General features: G+C 63.6%; 18 protein-coding genes. 5 read left to right on the top strand and 13 right to left on the bottom strand.

The genetic code is table 11. The features are described from left to right. Nucleotides 1–23: 23 nt before the first annotated feature. Nucleotides 24–716, bottom strand: a complete 693-nt coding sequence (locus DACI_RS30760; RefSeq protein WP_012204935.1) for a DUF1353 domain-containing protein — start codon at nt 714–716, stop codon at nt 24–26. A 475-nt stretch (nt 717–1,191) separates the two neighbouring features. On the opposite strand from DACI_RS30760, the gene DACI_RS31280 reads away from it, so the two are divergent. Then, nucleotides 1,192–2,000, top strand: a protein-coding gene (locus tag DACI_RS31280; protein ID WP_085930546.1) for an IS5 family transposase whose coding sequence is annotated in 2 segments (ribosomal slippage) — nt 1,192–1,522 and nt 1,522–2,000 — 810 coding nt in all. Because the reading frame shifts where the segments join, the coding sequence is not laid out codon by codon here. 206 nt (nt 2,001–2,206) lie between these two features. Next, on the top strand, nt 2,207–2,995 hold the full coding sequence (locus tag DACI_RS15520) for a UPF0149 family protein (protein WP_192812280.1): 789 nt from the start codon (nt 2,207–2,209) through the stop codon (nt 2,993–2,995). Nucleotides 2,996–3,028: 33 nt separating this feature from the next. On the opposite strand, the gene tnpC is transcribed toward DACI_RS15520, so the two are convergent. The 6 genes from tnpC to DACI_RS15490 all read right to left on the bottom strand — a co-directional run bounded on the left by tnpC (nt 3,029) and on the right by DACI_RS15490 (nt 9,514). Next, nucleotides 3,029–4,624 carry an IS66 family transposase gene (tnpC, locus tag DACI_RS15515; RefSeq protein ID WP_012203342.1) on the bottom strand — a complete coding sequence of 532 codons (1,596 nt, stop codon included), beginning with the start codon at nt 4,622–4,624 and terminating at the stop codon, nt 3,029–3,031. Nucleotides 4,625–4,725: 101 nt separating this feature from the next. Further along, nucleotides 4,726–5,076 (bottom strand): IS66 family insertion sequence element accessory protein TnpB, encoded by a 351-nt coding sequence (gene tnpB, locus DACI_RS15510; RefSeq protein ID WP_012203341.1) that lies wholly within the window; start codon nt 5,074–5,076, stop codon nt 4,726–4,728. Continuing rightward, nucleotides 5,052–5,495 carry an IS66-like element accessory protein TnpA gene (tnpA, locus tag DACI_RS15505; protein ID WP_012203340.1) on the bottom strand — a complete coding sequence of 148 codons (444 nt, stop codon included), beginning with the start codon at nt 5,493–5,495 and terminating at the stop codon, nt 5,052–5,054. The genes tnpB and tnpA overlap by 25 nt, the downstream gene beginning before the upstream one ends. Nucleotides 5,496–5,624: 129 nt before the next feature. Next, the gene (locus DACI_RS15500; protein ID WP_043781623.1) at nt 5,625–5,939 is read right to left on the bottom strand and encodes a hypothetical protein; all 315 of its coding nucleotides are present in this window, start codon (nt 5,937–5,939) and stop codon (nt 5,625–5,627) included. A gap of 579 nt (nt 5,940–6,518) precedes the next feature. Then, the gene (locus tag DACI_RS15495) at nt 6,519–7,856 is read right to left on the bottom strand and encodes a trypsin-like serine protease (protein ID WP_043781620.1); all 1,338 of its coding nucleotides are present in this window, start codon (nt 7,854–7,856) and stop codon (nt 6,519–6,521) included. Continuing rightward, nucleotides 7,853–9,514 carry a hypothetical protein gene (locus DACI_RS15490; protein WP_012204932.1) on the bottom strand — a complete coding sequence of 554 codons (1,662 nt, stop codon included), beginning with the start codon at nt 9,512–9,514 and terminating at the stop codon, nt 7,853–7,855. The genes DACI_RS15495 and DACI_RS15490 overlap by 4 nt, the downstream gene beginning before the upstream one ends. 898 nt (nt 9,515–10,412) lie before the next feature. Here DACI_RS15490 and DACI_RS15485 point away from each other — a divergent pair. Both DACI_RS15485 and DACI_RS15480 read left to right on the top strand, forming a co-directional pair. Then, entirely contained in the window at nt 10,413–11,366 is a 954-nt protein-coding gene (locus DACI_RS15485) for a BRO-N domain-containing protein (RefSeq protein WP_012204931.1), read from the top strand. Nucleotides 11,367–11,475: 109 nt separating this feature from the next. Then, on the top strand, nt 11,476–12,135 hold the full coding sequence (locus DACI_RS15480) for a hypothetical protein (RefSeq protein WP_012204930.1): 660 nt from the start codon (nt 11,476–11,478) through the stop codon (nt 12,133–12,135). 39 nt (nt 12,136–12,174) lie between these two features. Here DACI_RS15480 and DACI_RS15475 read toward each other — a convergent pair whose 3' ends face one another. The 6 genes from DACI_RS15475 to DACI_RS15445 form a co-directional block, all read right to left on the bottom strand. Continuing rightward, entirely contained in the window at nt 12,175–12,459 is a 285-nt protein-coding gene (locus DACI_RS15475; protein ID WP_012204929.1) for an immunity protein Tsi6 family protein, read from the bottom strand. Nucleotides 12,460–12,592: 133 nt separating this feature from the next. After that, on the bottom strand, nt 12,593–14,752 hold the full coding sequence (locus DACI_RS15470) for a methyl-accepting chemotaxis protein (protein WP_012204928.1): 2,160 nt from the start codon (nt 14,750–14,752) through the stop codon (nt 12,593–12,595). Nucleotides 14,753–15,528: 776 nt separating this feature from the next. After that, nucleotides 15,529–16,182 carry a response regulator transcription factor gene (locus DACI_RS15460; RefSeq protein ID WP_012204925.1) on the bottom strand — a complete coding sequence of 218 codons (654 nt, stop codon included), beginning with the start codon at nt 16,180–16,182 and terminating at the stop codon, nt 15,529–15,531. Between the two features lie 18 nt (nt 16,183–16,200). Further along, on the bottom strand, nt 16,201–19,467 hold the full coding sequence (locus tag DACI_RS15455; protein ID WP_012204924.1) for a hybrid sensor histidine kinase/response regulator: 3,267 nt from the start codon (nt 19,465–19,467) through the stop codon (nt 16,201–16,203). Nucleotides 19,468–19,487: 20 nt separating this feature from the next. Further along, the gene (locus tag DACI_RS15450) at nt 19,488–20,699 is read right to left on the bottom strand and encodes an EAL domain-containing response regulator (RefSeq protein WP_012204923.1); all 1,212 of its coding nucleotides are present in this window, start codon (nt 20,697–20,699) and stop codon (nt 19,488–19,490) included. Nucleotides 20,700–20,703: 4 nt separating this feature from the next. Then, nucleotides 20,704–22,899: an ATP-binding protein gene (locus DACI_RS15445; RefSeq protein WP_225970924.1), complete on the bottom strand. Its 2,196-nt coding sequence runs from the start codon at nt 22,897–22,899 to the stop codon at nt 20,704–20,706. A gap of 489 nt (nt 22,900–23,388) precedes the next feature. Here DACI_RS15445 and DACI_RS15440 point away from each other — a divergent pair, with 489 nt between their 5' ends. Next, nucleotides 23,389–25,734 carry an Ig-like domain-containing protein gene (locus DACI_RS15440; protein ID WP_225970923.1) on the top strand — a complete coding sequence of 782 codons (2,346 nt, stop codon included), beginning with the start codon at nt 23,389–23,391 and terminating at the stop codon, nt 25,732–25,734. Nucleotides 25,735–25,762: the final 28 nt, after the last annotated feature.

The raw sequence follows: 25,762 nt of genomic DNA, 5'->3' as shown, positions 1-25,762 counted from the left end.
TGGCGCCTCATTGGTCTGTACGGTCACTGGATGGCGTCCTCCCCGGTCACCACTAAGGTGTCACCGTTGGCAAAGTAGAAGTCCCCTGGCATTAGCTGCTGCGCTCGTTCTTCGATCTGTTCGAGCGTCAGCGCGTTTGGGTTGGCTTCCAGCTGGGTTAAGACCTCTTGCATGGCTGGAGCCAATGCCGGCAAGCTGTAGTCGGCGGGCCGGGTCTGAAACCCCGTGTCGCCTGTGACCGACTTCATCGCGTTGATGCAATTCTTCCCACAGGCGTTGCCGGCGATGAGCCTGATCCATTTGGGCCCGCCAACCAACACCGCCAAGTACATGGTCTTGGCCTTCGCTTGGGAAACACCCTGGTCCAGCAGGGCATCGTAGAACACCCGATGCGTCATCCTCCACGAGCGGACGTGACGGTCGCAGTAGTGATCGTGGATCACAGCTGCCTTGATGAACCTTGTCTCAAAGGGACTCCCGATGAACGGCTGGAAGACTCCCGGGATTGAGGCACCGTCCGTCTTGAGCCCCGCCTTCGCCTCCCAGACCGTTCCGGATGCATCTTTGAAACGCAGAGCCTCCTTGATGATGCATTGCCCGGCGGCCTCGCATCCCTTCGGCCAGAGCACCAAATCGCCACTGAATTGGGCTGGTGCCAACGTAGGAGTGAGCAGCGCGGCAGCCGTTGCCAGCGTCCGAAACCACGATGGATTCATCTAAAACCTCCGAAAAGGAGTAGCTTGATGCCAAACGCTGGTGTGCAAAACACGAGCCGACGATGTGCCGCCAGCAACGGCGCATACATTTGCAGTAGTTTCTCGGCGGCAAATGCTTTGTGAGCAGTGCTGCGGATAGTACGGCATCTGCACGTCATTGGGCAATTGATGGCGCCGATGCCGATTTGAGCCATGTGCTAGAGGAGTGATGAGCGACTTCGCGCAAGCCGAAGGCCACGCCAGAGGTCGCGCGCTGCCTCTTCTCCAAGGCTCAGATCCGCGCCTGCAACAGCAGCCGATGGCCTACAGCGCCGATAAGCTCCGGCATAAGCGGCTGATTCCGGGTAAAGCGGAGGAGCCACTTTCGACGCAAAGCGCTAACTCGCCAACTGCGCGAGCAGCCGGTTGCACGATTTAGAGTGGCTAACACCACTTCGTCACAGGCCCCCGCAGAGCAGTTATGCTCGCTGCCCTCATGGCAAGACGACCCGTTAGCAAAGAACTGTGGCGACAGCTACAACCCCTGATCCCAGCCTTCGTGCCTTCTGCCAAAGGCGGTGCGCGCAAACTCGCAGTCAGCGATGAAGCTGCCCTCAACGGCATCTTGTTCGTGCTGCAAACAGGCATTCCATGGGAAGACCTTCCCCAATCCCTGGGCTACGGCAGCGGCATGACTTGCTGGCGGCGTCTGCGCGACTGGAATGCCGCTGGTGTCTGGGAGCAGCTGCACCAAGCCATGCTGACTCGCTTGCGTGAACATGACCAAATCGATTGGAGCCGGGCCAGCATTGATGGCTCCTCAGTACCAAGCCCCCGGGGGGCCAGGAAACGGGCCCAAACCCCACGGACAGAGGCAAGCTCGGCTCCAAGCGGCACATCGTCGTAGATGCCAGAGGCATCCCGCTGGTGATCTTGGTCAGCGGCGCGAACCGGCACGACTCCAAGATGTTCGAGAGGTGCGTGGACGCGATTCCTGCGATTGCTGGCCTGCCAGGACGTCCCCGTAGAAGACCGGCAAAGCTGCACGCCGACAAAGGCTACGACTTCAAGCGATGCCGAGCCCACCTGAGGCAGCGGGGCATCATTGGCCGGATTGCCAGACGAGGCATTGAGAGCAGCGAGAGGCTGGGCAAACACCGGTGGGTGGTGGAGAGGACGCACAGCTGGTTTGCAGGCTTTGGCAAGCTGCGAATCCGCTTTGAACGACGGCTGGATATCCACGAAGCGCTGCTGAAACTGGCAGCGGCGATCATCTGTGCGCGCTTCGTGGATCGGTGGTGTTAGCCACTCTTAGCGTTGAGTCGTCTCTGATTGACCTGTTCCGGGTGCACAGCGTACCGCCGCGCCTGTCGAGCGTCAGTGGCCTCTTTCGCAGGCGACGGTCGCTAAGTTCTGAAATCTCAAAGTCAGTAGTCAGCTTGCAGTCGTCGTTCGGTAGTGCGTAAGCGCTCTATTGACCACGCCCTTGCACTCGGATGCCCGTTGCGGCAATGAATGTTCTCTCTGCGTGGTGCGGTCTGCGACGCGCGAGAATCTGGGTCAGCGCCGCATTTCATATTCAGTTGATGACAGACCCATTTGCTCCCTTGTCCGAGGAAGAGTTCGAAGAACTCGACCACTTTCTGCTGTTCGGCATTGACACGGAAGAAGGCATGACCATGGACATGGTCGATGGGTTCTTGCACGCCATTGCGGTCGGGCCGACGACCGTGCATCCCAAGCAATGGCTGCCCAAGATCTGGGGTACCAAGGAGATGATGCCTCCGATGGGTTCCATCGAAGAGCTGAACCACATGCTGGGCTTGGTCATGCGCCACTTCAACACCATCATTGCCGGCCTGGGGGATGATCCCCGGGAGATCAGCCCGTGCTGGTCAACGATGGCCTACGACGGTGACGAGCGTGAATACGACGACGCAGAATCGTGGGCGTATGGCTTTGTCCAGGGGATGAGGCTTTGCTGGAAGGACTGGCAACCGTTGCTGTCCACTCCTCAAGGGCAAGCTTGGTTCAGACCCATTGCCCTGCTGGGCGAAGACGACTATTCCGTGGACCAGGACGAACTCACCCGAACACCGGCCATGCGATCGGAGCTGGCTCAACAAATCCCGCCGGCTGTTCTGGACATGCACGCTCACTGGCTGCCACTTCGGCTCGCTGTCTATCAGCGGGAAGTGGCCAAGTCGATGCAGCCCAAGGTGGGGCGCAATGATCCGTGCCCTTGTGGGAGCGGGGCGAAGTTCAAGAAGTGCTGTGGTGCTGCGGCCGATTTGCACTGAGCCATCTCGCGCCTCGAACCGTCAGGCGGTGGATCACCGCACCAGTCGCCAGGGCAGCAAGGCCTCGTAGTCCTCAACGGTCCTGGCCCGAGGAAGCGCCACCAGCAGCGCCCTCAGGTACTGGTACCCATCGACGCCGTTGACCTTGCAGGTCTCCAGCAACGAGTACAGGTTGGCGCTCGCGTTGGCGCCGGCCACGGTGTCGGCGAAGAGCCAGTTGCGTCTGCCGATGACAAACGGACGGATCGAATTCTCACAGCCGTTGTTGTCGATGGGGTAATGGCCGCTGGTGACGAAGCGCTCCAGCTTGACCCACTGCGAGGACAGGTAGTGCAGCGCCTTGCCCAGCAAGCTGCCCGGCAGCACCGCATGAACATTGGCCAGCAGCAAGGCCTGGATCTCTTGCAGCACCGGCACACTGTGGGTCTGGCGGCTTTGCAGCAGCGCATTCACATCCAGCCGTTGTTCTTTGGCCAGTGCCTCCACGCGGTAGAGCGTGCCGATCAGCGCGATGAATCTGGCCGCCAATTGCTCAGGCCCCCGGTTCGCTTTGGGCAGCGCCTGCAGCGCGTCATTGAAGTAACGTCGGCAATGCGCCCAACACCCAATGTGCACGAGCTTGTTGGCCAAGGCGATTTTGTTGTAGACCTCGTAGCCGTCGCTCATCAGCACGCCGCCCTCGCGCACGCCGACGTACAGACGCTGCGCCGCTTCGGTGCTGCGTGAGGGTGAGTAGGCGAACAAGCGTATGGGCGGACCCGTGCCGCTGGCGCCAGAGCCATCGGTCATCTGCGCCCACATGTAGCTCTTGGACTGGGCGCTGCGCCCAGCCTCCTTGAGCACCTGGATCTCGGTTTCGTCACCGAAGATCAGCGGGGCGTCCAGCACCCGGTCGCGCAGCAGGTTGATGACGGGCTGCACCGCCTGGCCCACCCGCACCACGCTGGCGGCCATGGTGTTGCGCGAGAGGTCGCTGCCGCCAAAGCGCCCCAGCAAGGCCGCCTGGCGGTACAGCGGCAGGCCGTCCACGTACTTGGAGGTGATCACCCAGGCCAGCAGGCCTTCGCTGAACAGCCCCTTGGGGATGACTTGCTCGGGCTTGGCCGCCAGACGCAGCGTGCCATCGCAGCACGGGCAGGCGTACTTGACCCGCTCGTGGCGGATCACGCGCACTTGTTGCGGAATGATGTCGAGCTGCTCGCTGGCCTCCACGCCAATCTCCCGCAACACGGCACCGTCGTGCGGGCATACGCGCTCGGATTCGGGCAGTTCGTGGCGCACCACCTCGCGCGGCAGCGCCGGGTCCAGCGGCTTGCGCCCGCGCTTGGTCCGTTTGTGGGCGGGGACCTCGACGGTGTTGTCGTCGGCCTCGGTTTCTTCCTGGGCCGGCTGGGTTGCCGATCCAAGCGCCTCGGCCTCGTTGAAGAACATGTCCTTCTGGTGGCCGGCGCTGGCCTCGCTCTTGGCGGCGAACAACTGGCGCTTGAACTTGTTGAGCTGCTCCTTGAGCAGGTCGCGCTCGGCGCGCGTGATGCGCAGCTCACCAGCGAGCGATTCGCTGGTCTGGGTGGCTTGGGCCAGCGCCTTTTGCAAGGCTGCAAATTCTTCGGCGGTGGGCATGTGAACCATCGCCTGCTTCGATCTGCTTGTCGCTCAGGCGGTTCCTTGTGCTGGGGATTTTGCGGCAAATATTCTCAGCAGTGGCCTTGCTCATTTCGGCAGCACCAGCCTCACGCAACGCGCTCGTAGAACCGCTGTGGATGTCGCTGTGTGACCGCCAGATCAATGCCATCAAGCAACCAGTGCAGTTGCTCCACCGTCAGCGTCGGCACCACCGCCTCGTCCGGCCAGATGAAGCGGTCTTGCTCCAGGCGCTTCATCAACAACCAGAAGCCGTTGCGCTCCCAGACCAGGATCTTCACCCGGTTGCGCTGGCGGTTGCTGAACACGTACACCGCCGCCGCGAACGGGTTCATGCCCAGGGCTTGCTCCACCAGGATGGCCAGACCGTTGATGCCCGTTCGGAAGTCGATGGCCGGGCGGTGCAGGTACACCGTCAGCGTGTCGTCGAGTCGGAACATGGCAGGCGCCCCAGAAGTTCAATGACGGGCAACCACTCGCCTGGGCCTGTTTCGCTGAGGTCGATCTCCACCCCATTAGGCAGTCGGGCGTGCAGGCGTGCCTTGATCTGCGCAGCGGTGACGGAGGACACCTCGGGGGCCGCCAGCCGCAGCGGGACAAAAGCACTGGTGCTGGCCATGGCCACGGTCGGCATGCTGGCCCGACTTGCCTTCATGTCTGCACCCATGCTCTGGGTGATCCAGCGGCGCAGCAAGTTGGCGTTGATGCCGCATTGCAGCGCCATGCGCGCCACCGACACACCCGGCTTCAGGCACGCCCGCACCACCTCTGCCTTGGCCTGCGGGTCGTACACGGCCCGTCCATCGTTCTTGCGACCCGTGACCAGGCGCCGTACCACTTCTGCGTCGATCTCTGACATACGTGTCCACCTTGTTCTACATGGACACGTAGCTTCCCCTCTCAAGCGCTCTGTGGGAAGACGTAGTTGGATGACCGCTTACGGTAGTGCACTGCGGCTGTCCGCCCCTGGCCGGATTCTGTCCGATGCTCAGGCTTCCCGCAGTTGCCCGGCAAGCACGACAAAGTTGCTGGTGCCAGCCGTGGATTCGACTCCCCAAGGCTTCGTCGTCGAAGCACTGACCAATGACCGGCCCGCCGCGTCAATCCACTCTGATTCGACCTCGCAAGCGATAGCGCCTGGCACCGGCAACTGGTCGACAGGTAAGGGGGCGGAACTCACGATGGCATCCTTCTCCACGAACCGATGCGTCCGACCTTGTGCGTCGACCAGGATGCATTCCACCAGGGGCGGATACGCGCTGTCGTCGACGAGACGTGTGATTTCAACGGAGATAGCTTTCACGAATACCTACTTCTGCTGTTTGGGCGACCGTCTGCTGTTGGCCGAAGCCGGGCCTAGCTAATGATGAGTACAGCACCGCAAAGCTGACCTTCGAGGCTGCACCTTGAGCGTCCGGTTAAGGAGAGGCATTCAACTGGTGCAGGCCGTCGCCAGTCGGCCATGAGCGGTCGGTCGCCGGACGCTCCTAATTTCGAGTGCGACGAGGCCTCGGATGGCATTGCGGCGATGAGTCTCAACTGCTCGCCGGCCTGACCCGGCCGAAAGCGGACATTAGCGCTTGAGCCAGGGCGTTCGCTAGCCGCTCGCCTGGCCCTTTCGGCCTTTCAGCCAAGAACCCGCCGGAGTACAGGTCCGTAGGACGATTGCACTCTCCCGGTTCTCTGGAGACTGGAGCCTCTTCATGCGGAGCGGCGACCCTGTTTCCTAAAATCAATTGCCCTTCGCCCGACGCGCAGCGGAGATCTCGTTCATGGCTTGTCTTCCGCAATGCAGTTGTCATGGTCGGAGCTTCCGGCGCAGCGCCTTAGCCAGGGGCGACTACTTCTCGATCGCGGTCGGCGCTACGTCCGTAGTGTCATCTCAATAGCAGATTGCCTTCTTGGTGGAGCTGCACATCCACTGAGCGACCTCGGTGGTGTTCACACGAACTATGTACTGGTTTCCAGCGCGGCAGTATGCGACGGACTGGCCCGTAGCAGTGGAGCCGCTGACGACGCCAACGAGCTCGTGCTCAGGAGGCTTGGGGCCGCCATTAAGCTCGCCGGCGAACACGGGGCCTCCGGAGTCACCCGCGCAAACGCGGCCCATGCCTTTGGTGCTGACCGACTCGTACAGCAGGTACTTAGGGAATACCCGAACGTCAGCAGTGCGTCGCGTGATTTCGAGCGTACTTCCGTCAACTCCTGGATCGGCCGCATTCGTCAGCCCATACCCCGCACTCGTAAACGGCATGTCCTTGTTCGCAGTGCGCAGTACGACTGGCCGCCACGTGGCACTACCCGCGGGGACGGACACTCGCAGCACAGCGAGGTCTTTTGCAGACTCGAAGTCATAGAGCTTGCTGGGCTGGAATTCGACGTCGTACAACGTTGCACTGCCCGGGACGACGGAGAAGGATCGCAGGTTTCTGTTAAGTGCCTGCGCCGCCATCGCCTGTTCGGAACTACCCTGGAACGGCATGTACACGATGAGCTTGTCCTGGGCGATGCGCGCGCCAGTCTTATCGAATAGGCAGTGCGCGGCTGTTAGGAGCCAACCATCTTTGAGCATGGTTCCCGTGCAGTGAATCGTCCCGACCGGCTGGCCGGCGGCTCGCTGGCCCACCGCAACCACTTCAGTGAAGCCTTGTCGGTAGACCAGTCGCTCGCATCGATTAAGGCTCGAGTTGTAGTTGCATGGCCCCGTGGCCGACGCTGTTGGGACGGCGTCGGTGCTTGCTGGCGTGTCCGGGTCCACCTGTTGCACGCTCGGCCAACCGCCCAGGGAACGAGCTATTGCAAGAATTCGGTTGGAATTGAACGCTGCACGTGCTTTCACCAGAGCAGGTGAATGCGGGTCCACCGAGCGAGCGGCCAGAAGAAGCTCCTCACGCTTCAAGTTCGCCCGCTGCAGGGACTCGGCCGAAACTGCGCCCGTTGCCAAGTGATAAAGAAATGCGCGATCAGCCAGCTTCCGTTGCAGCGCTGTGCGGGCGGCCTCAGTGCGGGCCGTCTCTTGCAGGCTCTTACCTTCCTCTGACAGCCTCTGTACGACCTCGGGGTCCTGAACGCGCGCGACAGACTGCGCTGTCTGCGCATCCAAGCCGTTCGCAGACAAAGCCCTGATCGACAGAGCGGTCGTGGCGGCGGGCTGTGCCAGAGTGTCGCTGGCGGCTATCACCAGGGCTGCGCCAAGTCCGAACGCGCGTAGCGCGTTCACTGCTCCAGCTCCTTGGCAAGTTCCTTACGCTTCTTGACCAGCTCGATTTGAGAGTCGATCAACTGTTTCTCGCGAGCGTTGCGGTCGATCTCACGCTGTACCTTGTCCATATCGCCGTTTCGACGCGCTTCGACGTCTCGCATCAGCGTGATCCGCTCCGCTGCCTCCTTCAGCGATGCGTTGGCATCTGCCCTCACGGCGGCACCTTCCTCGCGGATGTCCTTGCGCTCGGCGCGTTCGTCCTTGCGCTCTTCGCGATCCTTCTTGCGGTCGTCGCGCTGCGCATTGAGCTCCGTGCGCCGATCCTGAATCAGGTTGGAAACCGTAGTCATGTAGGTCTCGGACGCCTGCTTGGCTGTCTCGGCGGCCTTCTCCAGTGCCGCATCGGCGTCAAAACGCAGCGACACCATAGTGCCGTCGGCGAGCTGCGCCAGAACAAGGCTGTTTTTCTCAAAGACTTCGTTCTTGAGGGGCAGTGAGCCAAGAGCTCCAAGCTGAGGAATCAAGAACGTCTGATTCAGCACCGCGTTGGCGATTCCCGCGCCAGAGTCGCAACCATCACCTGCGCAGATCGTCATCTGTGCGCTCACAGGCTGCCGGTACACGATGCCTTGAGCGGTGTTGGTGGCCATAGGCTTCGCGCCCACGGAGCGGTCTCCCATGCCGGCGACAGACAGCTTGACCAGAGCGAACAGACGGTTAAGGCTTGCAGGCCGGATGTCCGCACCGCCTAACTTAGCCTGCAGGGCCTTCTTCCCGTCATCCGTGAGAAGCTTGTCCCAAGCTTGATCCGGGTAGCGAATCTGCACCTGCAAATCGCCGAGCTTTGGCTGCCAGACTAATGTGACCTTCTGCGTCAAGGCTGTCCGGGCAGCGGCCAAATCTGCAGCGTTCTTGTCCGCCTTGGATTGACCAAGCGCCTCTAGCTCTGCCTTCACGACATTGAGGCGCTCCTCCGCGACGGCGACTGCTTTTTTCGCGTCGGCTTTGTCCTTCGCGGTTCCGGTCTTTTCGGCGTCGCGCGCGTTCACCCGGGCTTCAGCCAGGGCGTCCACGGCCTCGGAAACTGCAGCAGACTTGGCCCTGCGGCCTTTGTCTTTGTCCTTTTCGTTCTCTAGCCTTTGCTTGGCGCCATCGCGCTCGGTAAGAAGGTAGATAAGCTGCGGGGAGCACAGCTTGTCCTGGGTGACCTCTGCGACTTCTGCGGCGTAGAACTTGCCCAGCGCTACTCCGCGGGCGACGTTGCCGAGGGCCTGCACAGTTGAAGTGATGATCTGGCCCGTGCGATCTTCGGCATGTGCATTGACTGACTTGAGCGTGCCGTTGTCAAAGAGTTCGATATTGAAGCCGGTGACTTTCGTCTTTCCAGCGAGCGCCGAGTAGCGGATGACGTGTACCTGGCTCACGTCCCCGACGAGCGTTTCTGTGACTACCGGAACGATGCTGTAGGTGATTGCCGGAGCCTTGTCCACGTCCACAAAGCAGTCTTCGACTTCGAACGGAACGGTGATGGAGAACTGCTTCGCCGGTAAGTAGTACACCAGACCGTCGGGGAGCGACCCCGCATCATCTTCAGCTCTCTGGACCTGGATTGACGTGCAAGCGCTGATTGCAGCCGCGCCAACAGCCGCCAATGAGAGCCTGACGAAGTAGTGCATCTATCCTCCCTTGCCACCTCAAGGTGCGACTCGGGGTACTGTAAACGTTGGTTACGCGCTGAGCAAGGCCACCAAATGCGGGAACCCCCGAAGCCTTTGGATGAAAGATGGCTAGCCTTTGACAAGGGGGCGTGCCCTAGATGAGGGTTGGCTTCGCTGCATGTGCCGCCACTTCGCCCCCGCGCCAAGAGCGAGCGTTAGTCGGACGTCGTCTGCTCTTGGCCGAACTCGAACATGGGCGAACGGCTGCGCCAAGGATGTCCAGCTCGAGACGTCGTGTCTACATCGTGTAGCAGCTTTCAGGAGAACCGAAGGGCAGCTGAGGGTCGACAGGAGCCTACCGCGCTGCGCGAAGTCGATCCTTCGAACCGGTGCAGGGCGAATTGAGCAATCAGTTGGCGGCTTCCAAGGATGGAGCGGTCGTCCATGACCGGAATCGCTCAATGGCCGGTGTTCGTCGTTGCGGTCACTCGCGCACTGCAACGTGAATGGCTCAGATCAGCCTGAAGCCGTCGTTCAACCGCCTGCGGTAGCCTACTACTGACGCACAGGCCTTGAGCAACTGAAGTGCGAAGAAACCAAAACAGGTGTTGCCCTCGCAATACGCTACAAAGCCCATCATTCAACACGTCCCTGTCCCCTTCATCCAGCACGCCTACGTAACCGCTTTGGGCAGCTCCCCGCACGCCCACACCTGCTACGATCCCCCCGGTGCTCAACACACCTTCATAGGCGGAAGTCACTCCCGAAAGTCAGTGGCGTTTCGTCCATACGCTTTGTCTTGCCCTGCAACCCAGGGCAAGTCTTGTTTATGGCCGGGCTGCCCGCCGCTGCATAAAGCCATTGCGGCAAAGACCGACGGGCAACCCTATGACCGTGTTGACATAGGAGGCCATTCATGGCTTTGCGATCCCCCTCCCGTGCCGTCCCCGCAGACGACATCACCCCCCAAACCTTCCACTTCGGCGACATCCCGATCCGCACGTTCCCCAGGAATGGCGTGATCTGGTTCATGGCCAAGGATGTGTGCACCGCCCTGGGAATCTCCCGCCACAAGCTGGCCACCGGCAAGCTCGCTGAGGACCAGCGCTGCACCGTCCGCCTTGCCAGCGAGCCCGGCCGCAAGCCCAGGCGCGAAGCCGTGGCGGCCGTCAACGCGGACGGCTTGCATGCACTGATCCAGGCCAGCCCCTCCCCTGAAACCAAGCGGTTCAAGCGCTGGGTGCAGCGCAAGGTGCTGGGCGCCAAGGATGCCCCGGCCAAAGACAGCAAACCCAAGTACAAGACCAAATCCGGGCGCGATGCCAAGCACCCGCCCCAAAGCCTGATCCCGGGGCCTGCGCCCAAGGTCTTGCGCCGCATCCGCACCTGCGATGACCTGTCTTTCACACGGCGCAATGCGAAGGGGGAGCGCATTCAGTGGTTTGTGCCGCCGCGCGTGAACAGCGGGCATGAGCACTACGGGATTGGAGAGATCTGGTTCAGCGAGGTGGTGGAGCTGGCGCGCCACAACCCCAGGCATGCCTATGACGCCATGCGGTTTGCGGGGCCGGAGATGGCGCGGTACTGGAACCATGGGCACCCTGACGGGTTCTTTGACCGCATGGCACGTTGGGCGCTGGGGGCCATTCTGGCCAATGCGCAGGAGCCCGCGCTGCCGTTCGAGCTGCCCTGCCTGGGCTTTGCGCCGCTGGAGGGCATGGAGGCCATGCTGGCGACTGCGGCTGCGCCCCGGCCGCTGCCGGACCATGTGCAGGAGGCCATCGACAGGCAGGCCTGGCAGGAGGCGGCCGAGTGCCAGCGGCATTACTACGAGCGCCGCCGCCGTGACCTGATGGCGCGGCGCGACTGAGGCGGGCGTCAAATGCCACTCCTTTACTCCAGGAGTGGCCAGCGGCTGGCCGGGCCGTGACCTGCACAGGGACCCGGGCAGGGACAATGGCGCATATAGCGAGACTCCCATGAAGTTGAACCTGCTCACCCTGGACGAAAGTGACCTGGCCGCGCTGCCTGAAGGCGTGTGCATTCGCTGCCTGACCCACCCCATCACCGAGATGTTCATGGCCCTGCTGCCTGCGGTTGAGATCAATGGCAGCAGCAAGATTGCCGTGGTTCTTGGCCCCCAGGGCGAAGCGGAGGCGTTCGACAACGTTCTTGGAGTGACTGCGGTTTTTGTTGAGGATTTCGACTTTGCGCATTTTCTGGCGCAGGACCGCGCTGCCCAGAACCAGCAGTTGCTGGAGCTCCTGCGCCAGTGCCTAATGGACATCGCCAACCGCAAGGGACCGAACCCGCAAGCCGTGCAGGCCATCAACGCGGCAGCGGATGCGGTGGTGCAGCGCCAATTCCAGCTGACGCTGCCCATCAAGAAGCTGGGCAAAAGCAGCAGAGACAGAAAGTCCCGGGTGGAAGTGTTCCGGCGCCTTGATTCCGAAGTGGGTGAAGCCTGGTATTGCGAAGTGACCAGGGCAGGCCAGAGCACCCCGCAAAGGCTGTGGATGAGCGATGTGCCCGGCTTCATTGACCGCCGCGACTCTTTCAAGACCGCCGAGATCAGCGGCAACAGCTACATCGTCAAGAGCCGCCTGGGCCGGGTGGTCTTCGAGACTCCGCTGGCGTAGCGCCCAACTGCCCCCGCCATTTCCTTTGCTGGAGCGCGCTCAGGGCAAATCGATCTTCAGCCCGCGCCCGGTCTGCACGGCCACGTAGTGCGCATCCTTCAGGGCCCGGGCCAGCTCTGGATCGGTCTCGTCGAACTCCTTGACCGCAACGCTGCCGATGGTGATCTGGTGCAGCCTGGAGCGATCCAGACCCCGGTCCAGTAGCACCGCACGCACGTATTGCAGCTGTTGCGCCAGGTGCTGGAAGAAAACGTGCCCTGGCAGGGCCAGGGCACGTTGGGCCACCAGCGCCAGGGCGCGATCGATGTATTCAAGGGGCGTCAATGGGATTCAACCGGTTCATGCAGTGGCTGCAGAGCATGCCAGAGCGCCGCGGGCCTGAGAGGGCAGGCCGCGGGAGCCAGGGGTACCAGGGGCACCAGAGGCACCGGGCTCCCCTGGCCTCACCCGGTGGCTCTCAGAAACTGTCCCAGTCGTCATCGGCCGTGCAGGCCATGGCGACGGGCTTGGCGGCGGCCGTTTTTGCCGGGGCTGCAGGGGCTGCGGGCTTGGCCGCGGCAGCGCCGGGCGCCAGTGCCGGGGCACGGGGGATTGCGGCGCCGGTGGTTGGCGTGGCGCTCGCTGCGCGGGCCGCAGTCTGCAGCGGCGCACCGCTGCCACCCGGCAGCCTGAAGACCGAGACCACGCGCACCAGTTGATCGGACTGGTGGCGCAGGCCGGCGGCGGCGCCTGCCATTTCCTCGACCAGGGCGGCGTTCTTCTGCGTGGTCTGGTCGATGTGGGTGATGGCCTCGGCCACCTGGGCGACGCCGCTGTTCTGCTCAGCGCTGGCGTGGCTGATGTCCGAGATGAGCTGGGTGACCTTGCGGATTTCCTCCATGGCCTGTTCCATGGTTTCCCCGGCAAACGCGGCCTCCTGGTTGCCGGTGTGGATTTCGGCCACGCTGTGGCTGATGAGCTGCTTGATTTCCTTGGCGGCCTCGGCGCTGCGGCCTGCAAGGGCGCGCACTTCCTCGGCGACCACGGCAAAGCCCCGGCCATGCTCGCCCGCGCGGGCCGCTTCCACGGCGGCGTTGAGGGCCAGGATATTGGTCTGGAAGGCAATGGAGTCGATGACGCCGATGATGTCGGCGATCTTCTTGCTGCTGGCGTCTATGCCCTGCATGGTCTGCACGACCTTGCGCACGGCCTGCCCGCCTTCGGTGACGACGCGCTGGGCCTCGCGCGTGATGCGGTCGGCCGATTGCGCGTGGTCTGCGTTGTGGGCCACGGTGGAGCCCAGCTCTTCCATGGCGGCGGCGGTCTGCTCCAGCGCGCTGGCTTCGCTTTCGGTGCGGGCGGCCAGGTCCTGGTTGCCCTGGGCGATTTCCGCGCTGGCCAGGGCCACGCTGTGGGCCTGTTCGTTCACGCTGCCGACCACGCGCGTCAGGCCCGTGCTGGTGGTGTTCATGGCTTCCAGCAAGTGGCCGATTTCATCCTGGCGGTCGCTGGCGATGCGCACGGTCAGGTCGCCATCGGCAATGGCGTAGGCCATGTGGCTGGCCTGCTTCAGGGGGCGCACGATCATGCGGCGGATGAGCCAGAACCATGCCGCCGACAGCAGCAGCACGGCGCCCAGGCCCATGAGGGCGAACTGCAGGATCAGGCTGCGGGTCTCGGACACGGCTTCGTCCACGTAGGCGCTGGTGGCAATGACCCAGTTCCAGGGTGCGTATTGGCTGAAGACGACCAGCTTGTCGCGTGCCTGGGTTTCGCCCGGATTGGTCCAGGGATAGGCCATGCTGCCCTGCTTGCGGTCCAGCATGTCGCGGATGAAGAAGCGGCCATCGCCGTCCTTGGAATCGCTCATGTTCTGGCCTTCCAGGGCGGGATGCACGACCAGTTGGCCGCGCTGGGGGCCGTCTTCGGCATTGAGCACGTAGTAGTAGCCGGTCTGGCCCACCTTGAGCGCGCGGATGGAGTCCTTGAAGTGCTCCAGCAGTTGCGAGAAGTCCTGGCCCACGAAGGCGATGCCCACGGTGGCGCCGGAAGCGTCCTTGAGCGGGCGGTACTGCGTCATGTACTGGCGGCCGAACAGGTGGGCCAGGCCCATGTAGCTTTGGCCGGCCTGGATGGCGGCGTAGGCGGGATGGGCGCGGTCCAGCCGGCTGCCCAGCACGGCCACGCTCTGGTCGCCTTTCTCGTTTTTGAGCGTGGTGGCAATACGCACGAAGTCGCCCTGCCCCTGGGCCGCAAACACGGTGGCCACGGCGCCGGTGCTGCGCGTGAAGGCCTGCAGGTGCGCATCGTTGCCGTTGAGCGGCTGGCCGTCCAGGCTCAGCACGGGTTCATGGCCGCTGGTGTCCAGGCTGAGCGTTCCCTGCAGGCTGCGCGCCAGGCTGTCGGCCAGGAACTGGGTGCGCTGGCGCAGCTCCTTGTCGGTGGACTCGACGAAGTTGTGCAGCATCTGGACGCCCTGCTGCATCTCGTTGTGCATTTTTTTCTGCAGGGACTTGCTCACATCCCAGGCAATGCCCAGCACCAGCAGCGCCAGGATGGCGGCGACCCAGACAAAATTGGTGAGTGACAGCTTTGCGCCCAATCCTTGGCGGCGCCAGAAACGTTGACCGATGTGCATTGATGCATCTCCTGTGCGGCGTTGTGCGCCGCTGTTGTGTGCGCACAGGCGGGGAATGCCTGCGTGCCAAGCCATGCTGACCAAAGTCAAGCCCTGGTGATTCATGGGCCGAAGCGTATCGACGCTGCCGCATGCGGGATTTGAGATGGGTCAAGGAAGTAACAAAGTGTTGCAACGACAGTGCCCGGCCATCGCGCCCAGGCTTCGGCCAACGCCCGCCAGAACGGCTGGGGCACAAACAGGCGCATGACAACGATGCCGAGGTGGCGGGCTTTGTCACCGAAGCCGCCAACGTGCGCTACCTGGAGACCGAGCTGGCGCTGGAAGGTGGCATCCACGCACGGCGCAGCAGCAGCCGCGTTGATGCGCGCCGTGCGGCAATAAGAATCGTCTTAGCCTTGGCTGCGCAAGGCCGGGCAAGACTGGAGAGCGGTACATCGATCCGTTTTTTCCAGAAATGCAGCCAAAGAGAACGTCCCAGAAACTATGCGACCCGTGCTACGAATTGCTGAGCAATACAAGCCTGTCAACGCCCCACCCCGGACTGAGGTTCCGCTTTTATTCACTGGAGCAAGACGCCAATTTCGTGAACTATGGCTGCGTGCATTGCCAGGCGCCCCTGGCGATGAAGACAAGCCGGAGCGGGGCACTTCTGGGGTTTCGCCTGATGCCGTCCGAACCGCACTATCGCCTGGGTGAGGGGGACGCCGAGGACGGCAGCCAGGCGCAAGGCCAGGTGCTGGAAGGGTGACCGGCTTGTGCAGCCCGCAGGCCGGTCAGTCGAAAAGATGGTGCTCGGCGCAGAAGGCCGCCAGGTCCTGGTTGCTGTCCACGTTCAGCTTGCGCATGGCGGAGTTCTTCTGGAGGCTGACGGTCTTGACGCTGCGCCGCAGGCGTGCGGCGATTTCGGTGATGGACTCACCATTGGCGAAATGCCTGAGGACTTCGAACTCGCGCGGCGAGAGGCTGTTGGCGCGCTCGGCCAGGAAAACGGACCGCTCCTGCCTGGGCGTGTCGGCCTGGAATGAGGGCGAATAGTAGCGGGCATTGAGGCGGACACACTGCAGCGCCGCCATGATCTGGGTGAGCGGGTCTTCCTTGAGCAGCACACCGGCGACGCCGGCGTCATACAGGGCCGAGATGATCATGGGGTTGGAGACGGTCGTCAGCACCAGCACCTTGATGTCCGGGAAGTGGCGTATCAGATAGTCCACGTAGCGCAGGCCATCGCCATAGACATCGTCGCCCGGCATGGAGTAGTCGGTCAGAACCACGTCCAGCGGGTTCGATCTGGCGTATTGCATCAAGGACGATGGCGTGCTGAACGTGGCCACGACCTGGAGATTGGGGTCCTGCTCCAGGAAGTCCTTGACGCCAAGCAGGACCACGGCGTGGTCGTCCACGACAGCAATGCGCAGTTTCAGTTTCATGGGATCGCAAGCAAAGGGTTAGGGCTGGGGCAATTGCGCCATCATGGCGCGAAGGTCGGCCAAGAGGTCGGCCAGCAGGACTGACAGCGCGGCCTGCAGGCCGGGCTCCCGGGTGCCGTTCGGGAGCTGGTCCTCCAGCGACTGGGTGCGCGCGGCAAGCTCCTGCATCCTGGCCAGCAGCAAGGCGCCGCGCATGCGATGCAGCGCCTGCGCGGCCAGGTCGGGCCGGTGCTCCTCCAGGCCACGGGCCAGCATTGCGATGTCGTCGTTCATGCACTGCACGAAGACCTGCCGGTGCGTCTGCAGCACGTTGGGCTCCGACAGGGCCGCAGGCTGCGGGGTATCCCCCACCGGGGTATCGGCCTGGGCAGGCGCCGGGCGGAGCCGCTTTTTCGGCGCGAACTTCTCCAGGGTGCGGACCAGCGTGCGCAACGGGATGGGCTTGACCAGCCAGGCATTCATGCCGGCATCCAGGCAGCGGTTTTCCTCGTCCAGCATGGCATTGGCGGTCACGCCGACGATGGGGCAGGCAACGCCCTCCGCACGCAGCCGCTCCGCCAGTTCGTAGCCGTTGAGGTAGGGCATGTTCACGTCCGTCAGCACCAGATCGTGCGGGCTGATGTCCCACAGCGCCAGCGCCTCCTCGCCGTCGTCGGCGACCGTGACTTCGCAGCCCAGGCTCTCGAGCTGGCCGCGCAGCGTCACCTGGTTGACGGGATTGTCCTCGGCGACCAGCACGCGCAGGTCGAACAGGGGCAGATCGGAGCCGAAGCCGGCCGAGCGCTGTGCGCCACCGAGCACTTGCGCAATGCCCAAGCCGATGCTCAGAACGTTGTGCCCGTCGATGCCCCGGTTGTCCGGCGAGGAAAGGTTCAGGTGCGGCCCCATCCATCCGGGCGCGGGGCTGTCCGCCGGCAGCAGGACGTCCAGCAGCAGCTCATCGTCATGGGCCGCCACCGGGGCGGCGCCCGCCGCGCGGGCCTGGCCGCCCCAGCGCTGCAGCCAGGCGCAGATGTTGTCCGTCAGTTCCGGGTGGGGGGTGCGCACCGCGATGCGGGCGCCCTGTAGCGCGGGAGCCTCCTCCTGCTCCTCCTCCTGCGCGACGGTCTCCAGCCCCAGCTCGAACCAGAACCGGCTGCCCAGCCCGGGCTCGCTCCAGACCTCGATGGAGCTGGACATCATCCGGGCCAGGCTCCAGCAGATGGACAGGCCCAGGCCCGCTCCACGGGCGGTGCGGCTGCTGTTCTTGACCAGATAAAAGGGCGTGAAAAGCTCCCCATGCAGGGATTTCTCTATGCCCACGCCCGTGTCGCAGACCTCGAACACCAGCCGGACCTGGGAGGCCGTGCCCGGCACGCTGCGCAGGCGGACGATCACATGGCCGGCCTCCGTGAACTTGATGGCATTGCTGATGAGATTGCCCAGGATCTGGCGGATGCGCACCGCGTCTCCCAGCACCGACTCGGGCACCTGCGCGTCCACGCAGGAAAACAGCAGCAGGCCGTTTTGCTGCGCCATGGCGGCATAGGAGCTGGTGCAGTTTTGCACCAGCTCCCGGGGATTGAACGGAGCCTTTTCCAGTTGCAACTGGTCCGCCTCGATCTTGCTGGTGTCCAGGATGTCGCTGATGATCTGCAGCAAGATGGACGAGGAGGCTTCGATACGGTCCACATACTTGCGCTGCAGCTGCGTGAGCTCGGTCAGGCCCAGCAGCTCCAGCGTGCCCAGCGCGCCATACAGCGGCGTGCGGATCTCGTGGCTCATGGTCGCCAGAAAGGTGGACTTTGCCTCGTTGGCCTCGTCCGCCGCGATTCTTGCCCGCTCCAGATTGCTCTCGATTTCTGCGCGCGCACTTACGTCGGCAAAAACGCACAGCGTCACATCCTGGCCCAGGTAGCGGGTGGGCGCGTAGGCCACGTAAAGCGTTCGGCCCTGCGCGGTGACCAGTTGCTCCATGGTTCCTGCGGCCCTGGCGTGGACAATTTCATCCAGCGCCGCCCTGTTTTCCGGCGAGCCGGGGCGCAGGTAGCCATCGGCCGAGTGCAGCCACTCCTGCACCAGCGAGTTGCTGAAGATGATCTTTCCACTGCCGTAGGCCACAAGGCAGACAGCCACGGGGGCGGTTTCGATCAGCGTCCTGTTGAATTGATTGCTCTCGACGATGACCCGCTGCGCTTCCTGCGCAGGCGCAATCACCTTGCGGTTGAACCAGCGGGTATAGGCAATACCGGCCAGCAGGCTCAGCAGCAGGGCCAGCACCAGGCCGGCAGAAGGGGCGAACAGCCGGCCCTGGAAAAAGGTGGCGTAGTCCACCTGGTAGTAGCCGGTCCACCGGCCGGAGGCATCTTCGGTCTTGAGGATCAGGCCATTGCGCGTGTACCGCATCCCCGCCTCGTCCACTTGCGGGACGGGGCCGGTGCCCATGAGCACGCCGAAATCCCGGTGCTCCAGCCAGAAAAGATGCCTGGGCAGCGTATGGATGGTTCTTTCTATGGCGCTGATGCGCTGGCGGCTGAAAAGGATGGCAGCGTAGATCGGGCTTGCGGCGGCTTCGTCGCCGGCATCGATATGGCTTGAAAAGCCGGCGGCGACCATGCCGATCATCTTTTCCGGGAACTGGGGCGACCGGAACCAGACGATCTCCTGCGCCGGCGCCGTGGAGCCGGCGCCCGGCCGGGCATCGGCGGCCCTGGCCCGCAGATGCGCCTTGACGGCGGCAATCGTGCTGTCGAACATTTCCTGCGTGACGCTCTCGTTGCCGATGGGCACGTCGATGGCCGGCACGCCGATGCTGATCGCCCCGTCCTCCTTGGTGAAGAAGGCAGCGGCTGCAGGGAAGTAGGAGCCTGCCCAGAAGGAGGAATAGCCCGCGGCCAGGGAGCTGCCCAGCGAGAAAAGCCGGTCCGGGAGCGTGTCGCAGGCCACGCGCGCAGAGCATTGCAGTGAAAAGGGAATGCCGCCGATGGCCTCGCGGCCACGGAACATGCGGTAGTCCGCCTGCGCAGGAGCGGGCACGTCGACGATGGTGGCTATCCTCTGGTCCGGCAGCGCTTTCCAGGACTCGTTGCGGCCCTTGAGCCGCCGAAGAAAGATCTCCTGCTCCTGCAGCGAGCCGACGATGGCGGAGAAGTTCAAGGCCAGGCGGCCCTGCTCCTGCTCGAAGATCCTCTCAGAGCCCCACAGCAGCACGGCGATGAGGAAGATCGCAAGGGGAAGCACTCCAAACAGTACCCGGTTCTGCCAGCGTGTGGTGCGTGTGATCTTGCTGAACGGGGAGTCGGGCATGGACGCCTTGCGTGCTTGGGTCAGGTGGGGTTGCCTTGGTGTCGGGGTTCGGATGCCAGCATAAGGGCAAATTCGCTGGCGGGCACCGCGGCGGACAGCAGATATCCCTGCACGCAATCGCAGCCGATGCTGCGCAGCAACTCCAGGTCCTGGGTGGTCTCCACCCCTTCCGCCGTCACCGTCAGGCCCAGTTGCCGCCCCAGCTGCACCGACGACGTCAGGGCCGCAGTGCGCACCTCGTCACCCGCGGCGCCGGCCACGAAGGCCCGGTCGATCTTCAATTCGGTGAAGGGCGTGGAGATGAGGCTGTACATCGAGCTGTAACCCCGCCCGTAGTCATCCTGGGCCAGGCCGAAGCCTTTGAGCCGCAGGCGGCTCGCGCACATGTAGTAGTTGGCGGGTATGCCGACGGCCTGGTCCTCCAGCAACTCGAACGTGATGTTCTCCGCAGCGATGCCGCACCGGGCCGCCATGTCGTGCAACTCATCCGGCAGCCCGATGTCGTCCAGCAACGGTATCGGCAGGTTGACGGATACGGGAATCACATATCCCGAACTGCGCCAGGCCAGGTGCGCCGACATGGCGTCTTCCATCATCCGCACCAGCAAGGCATGGTCCAGGCCATGGAACCGGATGGCGGACATGAACGAGCCCGGCATCATGAAGCCGAACTGCCGATGGTTCCAGCGTGCCAGCGCTTCCACACCGACGGTGTGGCCCGTGAGCAGGGATTTCTTGGGCTGGAACCAGGCCTGTATGGTTTTCTCCTCCAGCGCCTGGATCAGGTGTGCCTTGGCGAAAATCGGCCGCTCCTTGATGCCTGGAGCGCCTTTCCTCTCGTAGGCACGCAAGGATCTGAGTTGGCTGGCCAGGACCTGGACATGGTCCGCACCGAACGGCTTTTGAAACATCCCGATGACGGAAAAGCCGGACTCCTTGGCCATGAGACTGACACTGTTCATCAACCGGCGCGAGCAGGAGCTGGATATGACGAGCATGGGATGCAGGCCGCGCTGGCTCAGTTCATTGATGAACTGCAGGCCGTCCATGTCGGGCATTTTCAGGTCGGTGATGACGAGGTGGAATCCGCCATCGCGCAGCATTTGCAGGGCATCGCGTGCGTTGCAGGCAATGTGCGTGTCCACGATTCCCGCCTCCATGAGCAGGCTGCGCGTGTGCTCGCAGCACAGGGCGTGGTCGTCAAGAATGAGTGCTTTGAATGTCGACAGCATGGGATCAGGTCCTGCATTGCTTGATGTGGTTCAGGGTGGTGCGCAGCACCGCCAACGTGAATGGCTTGCACAGCAGGCTGTCGAAGCCGGCCGGCAGTCCGTCGCCCTGCCCTTGCGCCTGCGCCTGCGTCTGCGGCTGCGTCTGCGTCTGCGGCTGGGCATTGGCCGTCAGCCCGATGATCGGGCGGCCGTAGCCACGCTTTCTGAGCGCACGCGCCAGGGCCAGGCCGTCCAGCAGCGGCATGTGCAGGTCGGTGAGAACGGCGTCGAATTCGAGCAGGCCGGGCATGGACAGCGCGTCCTGTCCATTGCTGGCCTGCTGGACCTCGCAGCCCAGCACCTGCAGTTGCTCTCGCAGGATGATTCTGTTGATGGGGTTGTCCTCGACGATGAGCACGCTCAGCCCCATCGGCTCGTGGACCTGGGGAACGGCGGCGTACAGGTCAGGGCGCGCGCCCGGCGCAATGCCCAGCTGGGCCATGCCCAGCGCCTGGCCCACGGCCAGCACGCCAGGCATGCTGGTTTCCCACACACGGGCCTGCAGGGTTTCGCGGGGGACCTCGCCCGGCGCCAGCGCCAGAACGCATTTGCCCGTCCATTGCGGACGGCGCACCGACCGTGGCCAGGCTTGCACCAGCACCGCCTGTTCATTGGGGCCCTGCACCTGCTCCCGGTACGGCTGGGCCATGGCGCCCCAATGCCGCAGCCAGGCGCACAGGTTGTGCACGACTTCCGGAATGGCGCCATCCACGTAGACGGTCTGCGGCAACAGGCTGGGCACCGCCTCATAGCCTGCCGCGCTCTCGCGCGGCAGGCGCAGCTCGAATGACACGCAGGTCCCCAGTCCCGGCTGGCTGGCGGCCGTCAGCCGCCCGCCCATCTCCTGGCTGAGGCGCAGGCAGATGGACAGCCCCAGGCCCGCGCCCTGGACCTGCTGCTGCGTGGCCGCATGGGCACGGAAGTACGGGTCGAACAGGAAGGGCTGCTGCTCCGGGTCGATGCCGATGCCTGTGTCCTGCACCTGGAACCGCAGGTCGGTGCCTTCCTCGCTCTCTCCCATGACCTGCAGGCGGATGGCCACATGGCCGGAGAACGTGAACTTGATGGCATTGCCCACCAGGTTGTCCAGGATCTGCCGCAGCCGCAAGGCATCGCCCACCAGCAGGGGCGGCGTTTTCACATCGGAGACGGCATACAGCTGCAGCCCCTTTTGCTCGGCACGCGACAGCAGGCCCGCGGCCACGCTGTCGAGCAGTTCGGTGGCCGAGAACGCATGGGCCTCCAGTTGCAACCGGCCCGCCTCGATGGCCGACAGGTCCAGGCTGTCGTTGACGATGCGCAGCAAGGACGCCGATGCCTGCTGCATGGCCCCCAGGTAGCGTGTCTGTTCGGAAGGAACCCTGGACAGCGCCAGCAGCTCCAGCGTTCCCAGGATGCCAAAGAGCGGCGTCCGTATTTCATGGCTCATGGTGGCCAGAAACTGCGTCTTGGCCTGGCTGGCCGATTCGGCGCGCAGCTTGGCATCAACCAGCGCTGCCTGCACCTGCCTGAGCGCCGTCACATCGCTGACCAGGCAGAAAACCACCGGCTCGCCGGCGTGGGTCGTGGGCGTGGTGCTGACCTCCACCAACCGACCGTCTCCCAGCGCCAGCTCACGCGGGCCCTGCTGCGTGCCCCCGGCCAGGGCATGCTCAAACCAGGAAGCATCACTGCACACCCACTGCCGCGCCAGTCCGTTGGACAGCAGCAGGCTGCGATCGCTGCACCGCACCAGCGCCAGGCCCACGGGGGCCGTGTCCAGCAGCTTGCGGCAGAGCGCATCACCGGCGGCGCAGGCGCAGGCACCTGCCCGGCTCCAGGCCGAAGCCGGCACCCTGCGGCGCAGCCGGCGCACGCACCATGCAAGTACAGCCATGAAGGCAAGTCCCAGCGCCACGGACCACAGCAGCAGCCAGACATGGGCCCTGACCAGCTGCCGCGCGGGCTCCCAGCGGTCTGCAAGCCATCCGGCGTTGTTCGCGGATTTGCGCAGCAACAGGGATTCGGGAAGCGCCCGGCCTGCCTGCATCAGTGAATGGAGCGGCCCGGGCTGGCCCTGCGGTGCGCTGGCGCGCCACGGCCAGGCATAACCGGCTTGCGTGTGGATGGCTGCGTGCGTGGCCCCCACCGCAGCGTCCAGCAGCAGGAAACATCGGTCCATGAAAAACAACTGAACGTCTCGCACGGGCACATGACCGAGGCTGCGCGATGGCGTCGCCGGGGCGGCGTCGCCCCTGCCGCCGTGACCAGCACAGGCCAGCATGGCCATGATCGCCAGTGCAAATGCCATCAAGTCACGCCGTGCCAGGGACAGGCGCAGCCTGTGATGTATCGATCTGGAAGAAAGCAAGAGAGCTTGAAACTGGCGCATTGCCGAATCTTAGAAATCAAAAGGCGAATTTGGACTAAGAATTTTCTTAATGCTGAAACCTCTTGCACGCCACCTCGCCAAAGAGCGATTTCAAGCATCGATCCGCCATCGGAAAATTGCCCAAATTCTTTGAAAATGCCATTATTCCTGTCACTTTAAGAAAATTCTTAAACCAATATCCCAATGACCTGGAGATCATTGCCGGATTGATTCATCGACAAAGGCTGCTCCGTTTCTCACCACCCCTGTGATATTGAACACAGACGTCGCGCATGCAGAATGCCAGCGCTTTTTTCACGTCCTGTGTTGCGCAATATCCAGAATGCGTTTCGGCAGCCCATTTCAGGGAAAGTGAAAATGGCAATGAAGATATACAGGCAACGATTCATTCCCATGGCGGCACGCAGGCCCCTGCGCCTGCTCGCCCTGGCGTTGCTGTCGCAAGGCTGTGTCGCCACGGCCCAGGCATGGACCGTCGTGGTGGACAGCGCCGCCGACGCAAGCGGCCCGTGCGCCAGCACCGGCCTGGGACCCTGCACCCTGCGCGACGCCATCACCTACGCCAACGCCAACCGCAACAAAGGGGGCGACAACCGCATCGAGTTCAGCATCGGTGCGGGGGGAGAGCAGACCATCGTCACCCAAAGCAACTGGAATGGCAGCCTCATGCAGCCCATTGCACCGGCCACATCGCTCACGGTGGACGCCAGCACGCAACCCGGCTATGAGGACCACTTGCCACGCCGCCCCCTGATCACGCTGCAGGCAGGCAGCTCCGAGTTCGGTACAGGGCTTGAGCTGGCAGGCGCCATCACGGTGCGGGGTCTGGCGATAGGCGGCTTCAACACCGCCCTGGCGGTGACAGGCGACGGCAACACCGTGCTGGGCTGCCACATAGGCGTTGACGCATCGGGAACGGTCGCCATGGGTAACCGCAGCAACATTATTGTCAACTCCGGCAACCGCAACCGCATCGGTAATCTGGATATTGGCGGGCGAAATGTCATTTCCGCGGCGGAAAATTCCGGAGTATGGCTTTCCTGGCCGGGCGTCGGTACAGAAAACATTATTCAGGGAAATTACATAGGCACCGATATCACCGGCAATGTGGCGCTGGGAAACCAGGGAAACGGCATCAGCGTGGCATCCGGATTTACCGGCACGCTGATCGACAGCAACCTCGTCTCCGGCAACGTCAGGGAAACCGGTGGTTCATCCGGGATTTCCATTTCCGGCTCGCACACGCTGGTGACCCGCAACCGTGTCGGGACCAATGCAGCCGGCACGGCCATGATTGCCAACAATGGGCCAGGCATTGCCGTATTCTTTTCGCCGAAAGGCGGACACCGCATTGGCACAGGCCCTGAAGACGGCAACCTGGTTGCCGGAAACAAGGAAACGGCCATTGAATTGAATGGAAACTACGCCGCACGCAACTCGAATACCCTGATTGCCGGGAATATCGTGGGAACCAGCCTGGATGCCAGCACCATGCTGCCCAATCAATGGGGCATCGTCATCAAGGATTCGGACGAGGTGACCGTGCGCGGAAACATCGTCGGTGGCAGCAAGGCGTCCGGCATACAGTTCCAGGGCGCCGGCAAGAACAACCTCGTGCAGGGCAACTACGTGGGCGTCAGTCCCCAGGGAACCGCCCTGCCCAACGGTGAAGGCGTTTCCTTTTTCCAGAAGGCCCATGACACCCTGGTCGGCGGTGACGACGCGGCACATGCCAACGTGATTGCGCACAACAGGCTGTTCGGCGTGGGATTGCGGGGGGACGAAGTCAAGGGCGTCTCCATGCTCGGCAATGCCATCTACGGCAATACCGAGGGAGGCATCGCACGAACCAGCCTGGCCAACGGAGATCCTGCCGATCCGGTGCTGCTCACGGTGACGCCCGACGGCCTGTCCGGCACGCTGGACAGCGTCGCCAACGAGAGCATGCGCATCGAGTATTTCTCGACGCCCAGGCTGCCCGACGGGCTGGTGGAGCGCGCCGCTGGCAAGGTTCTGCTGGGCTCGCAGACCGTGACCACCGATGCCTCCGGCCATGCGCCCTTGGCGTTCAAGGGCGCCATGCCCCCGGGCGACCAGGCCGCTGTCACGGCCACCGCCACCCGGATTTCCACCGGCGACACCTCGCGCTTTTCCAACGCGATGGCGGCCAACGCCGCCCCCGTGGCGCTGCCGCAAGCCGTCACGACGCCGCAGGATACGGCGCTGTCCATCACCCTCGCTGGCACGGACTTCGAGTCGGACCCGCTGCGCTTCGAGATCACCGCCGGCCCCGCCCATGGCGGCATCAGCGGCTTCGATCCCCAGACGGGCACGCTGGTCTACACGCCGGCGGCCGGCTACTCCGGGCCCGATACCTTCGCCTTCACGGTATCCGACGGGCACCAGAGCGCTGCCGCACCGGCATCCGTGTCCATCGAGGTGATCGCTGCCGATCCTCCCGACCCGGGCCCGGGCACCGATCCCGGTCCGGGCACGGACCCAGGGCCCGGTGCCGGCCCCGGAAATGTCCAGGCCGTTCCCGGCCTGGGCAAGGGCGGCATGCTGGCGCTGCTGTGCGGCATGGCCTATCTGGCCAGCCGCAGGATGAGGAAAAGGCAGGCCTGAGCCTGCGGCGGGCGCAGAGGTCCCCGCG

It is taken from the genome of Delftia acidovorans SPH-1 (genome assembly GCF_000018665.1).
Taxonomy (GTDB): Bacteria; Pseudomonadota; Gammaproteobacteria; order Burkholderiales; family Burkholderiaceae_C; genus Comamonas; species Comamonas acidovorans.
This window is presented reverse-complemented; position numbering and strand designations above follow the sequence as displayed.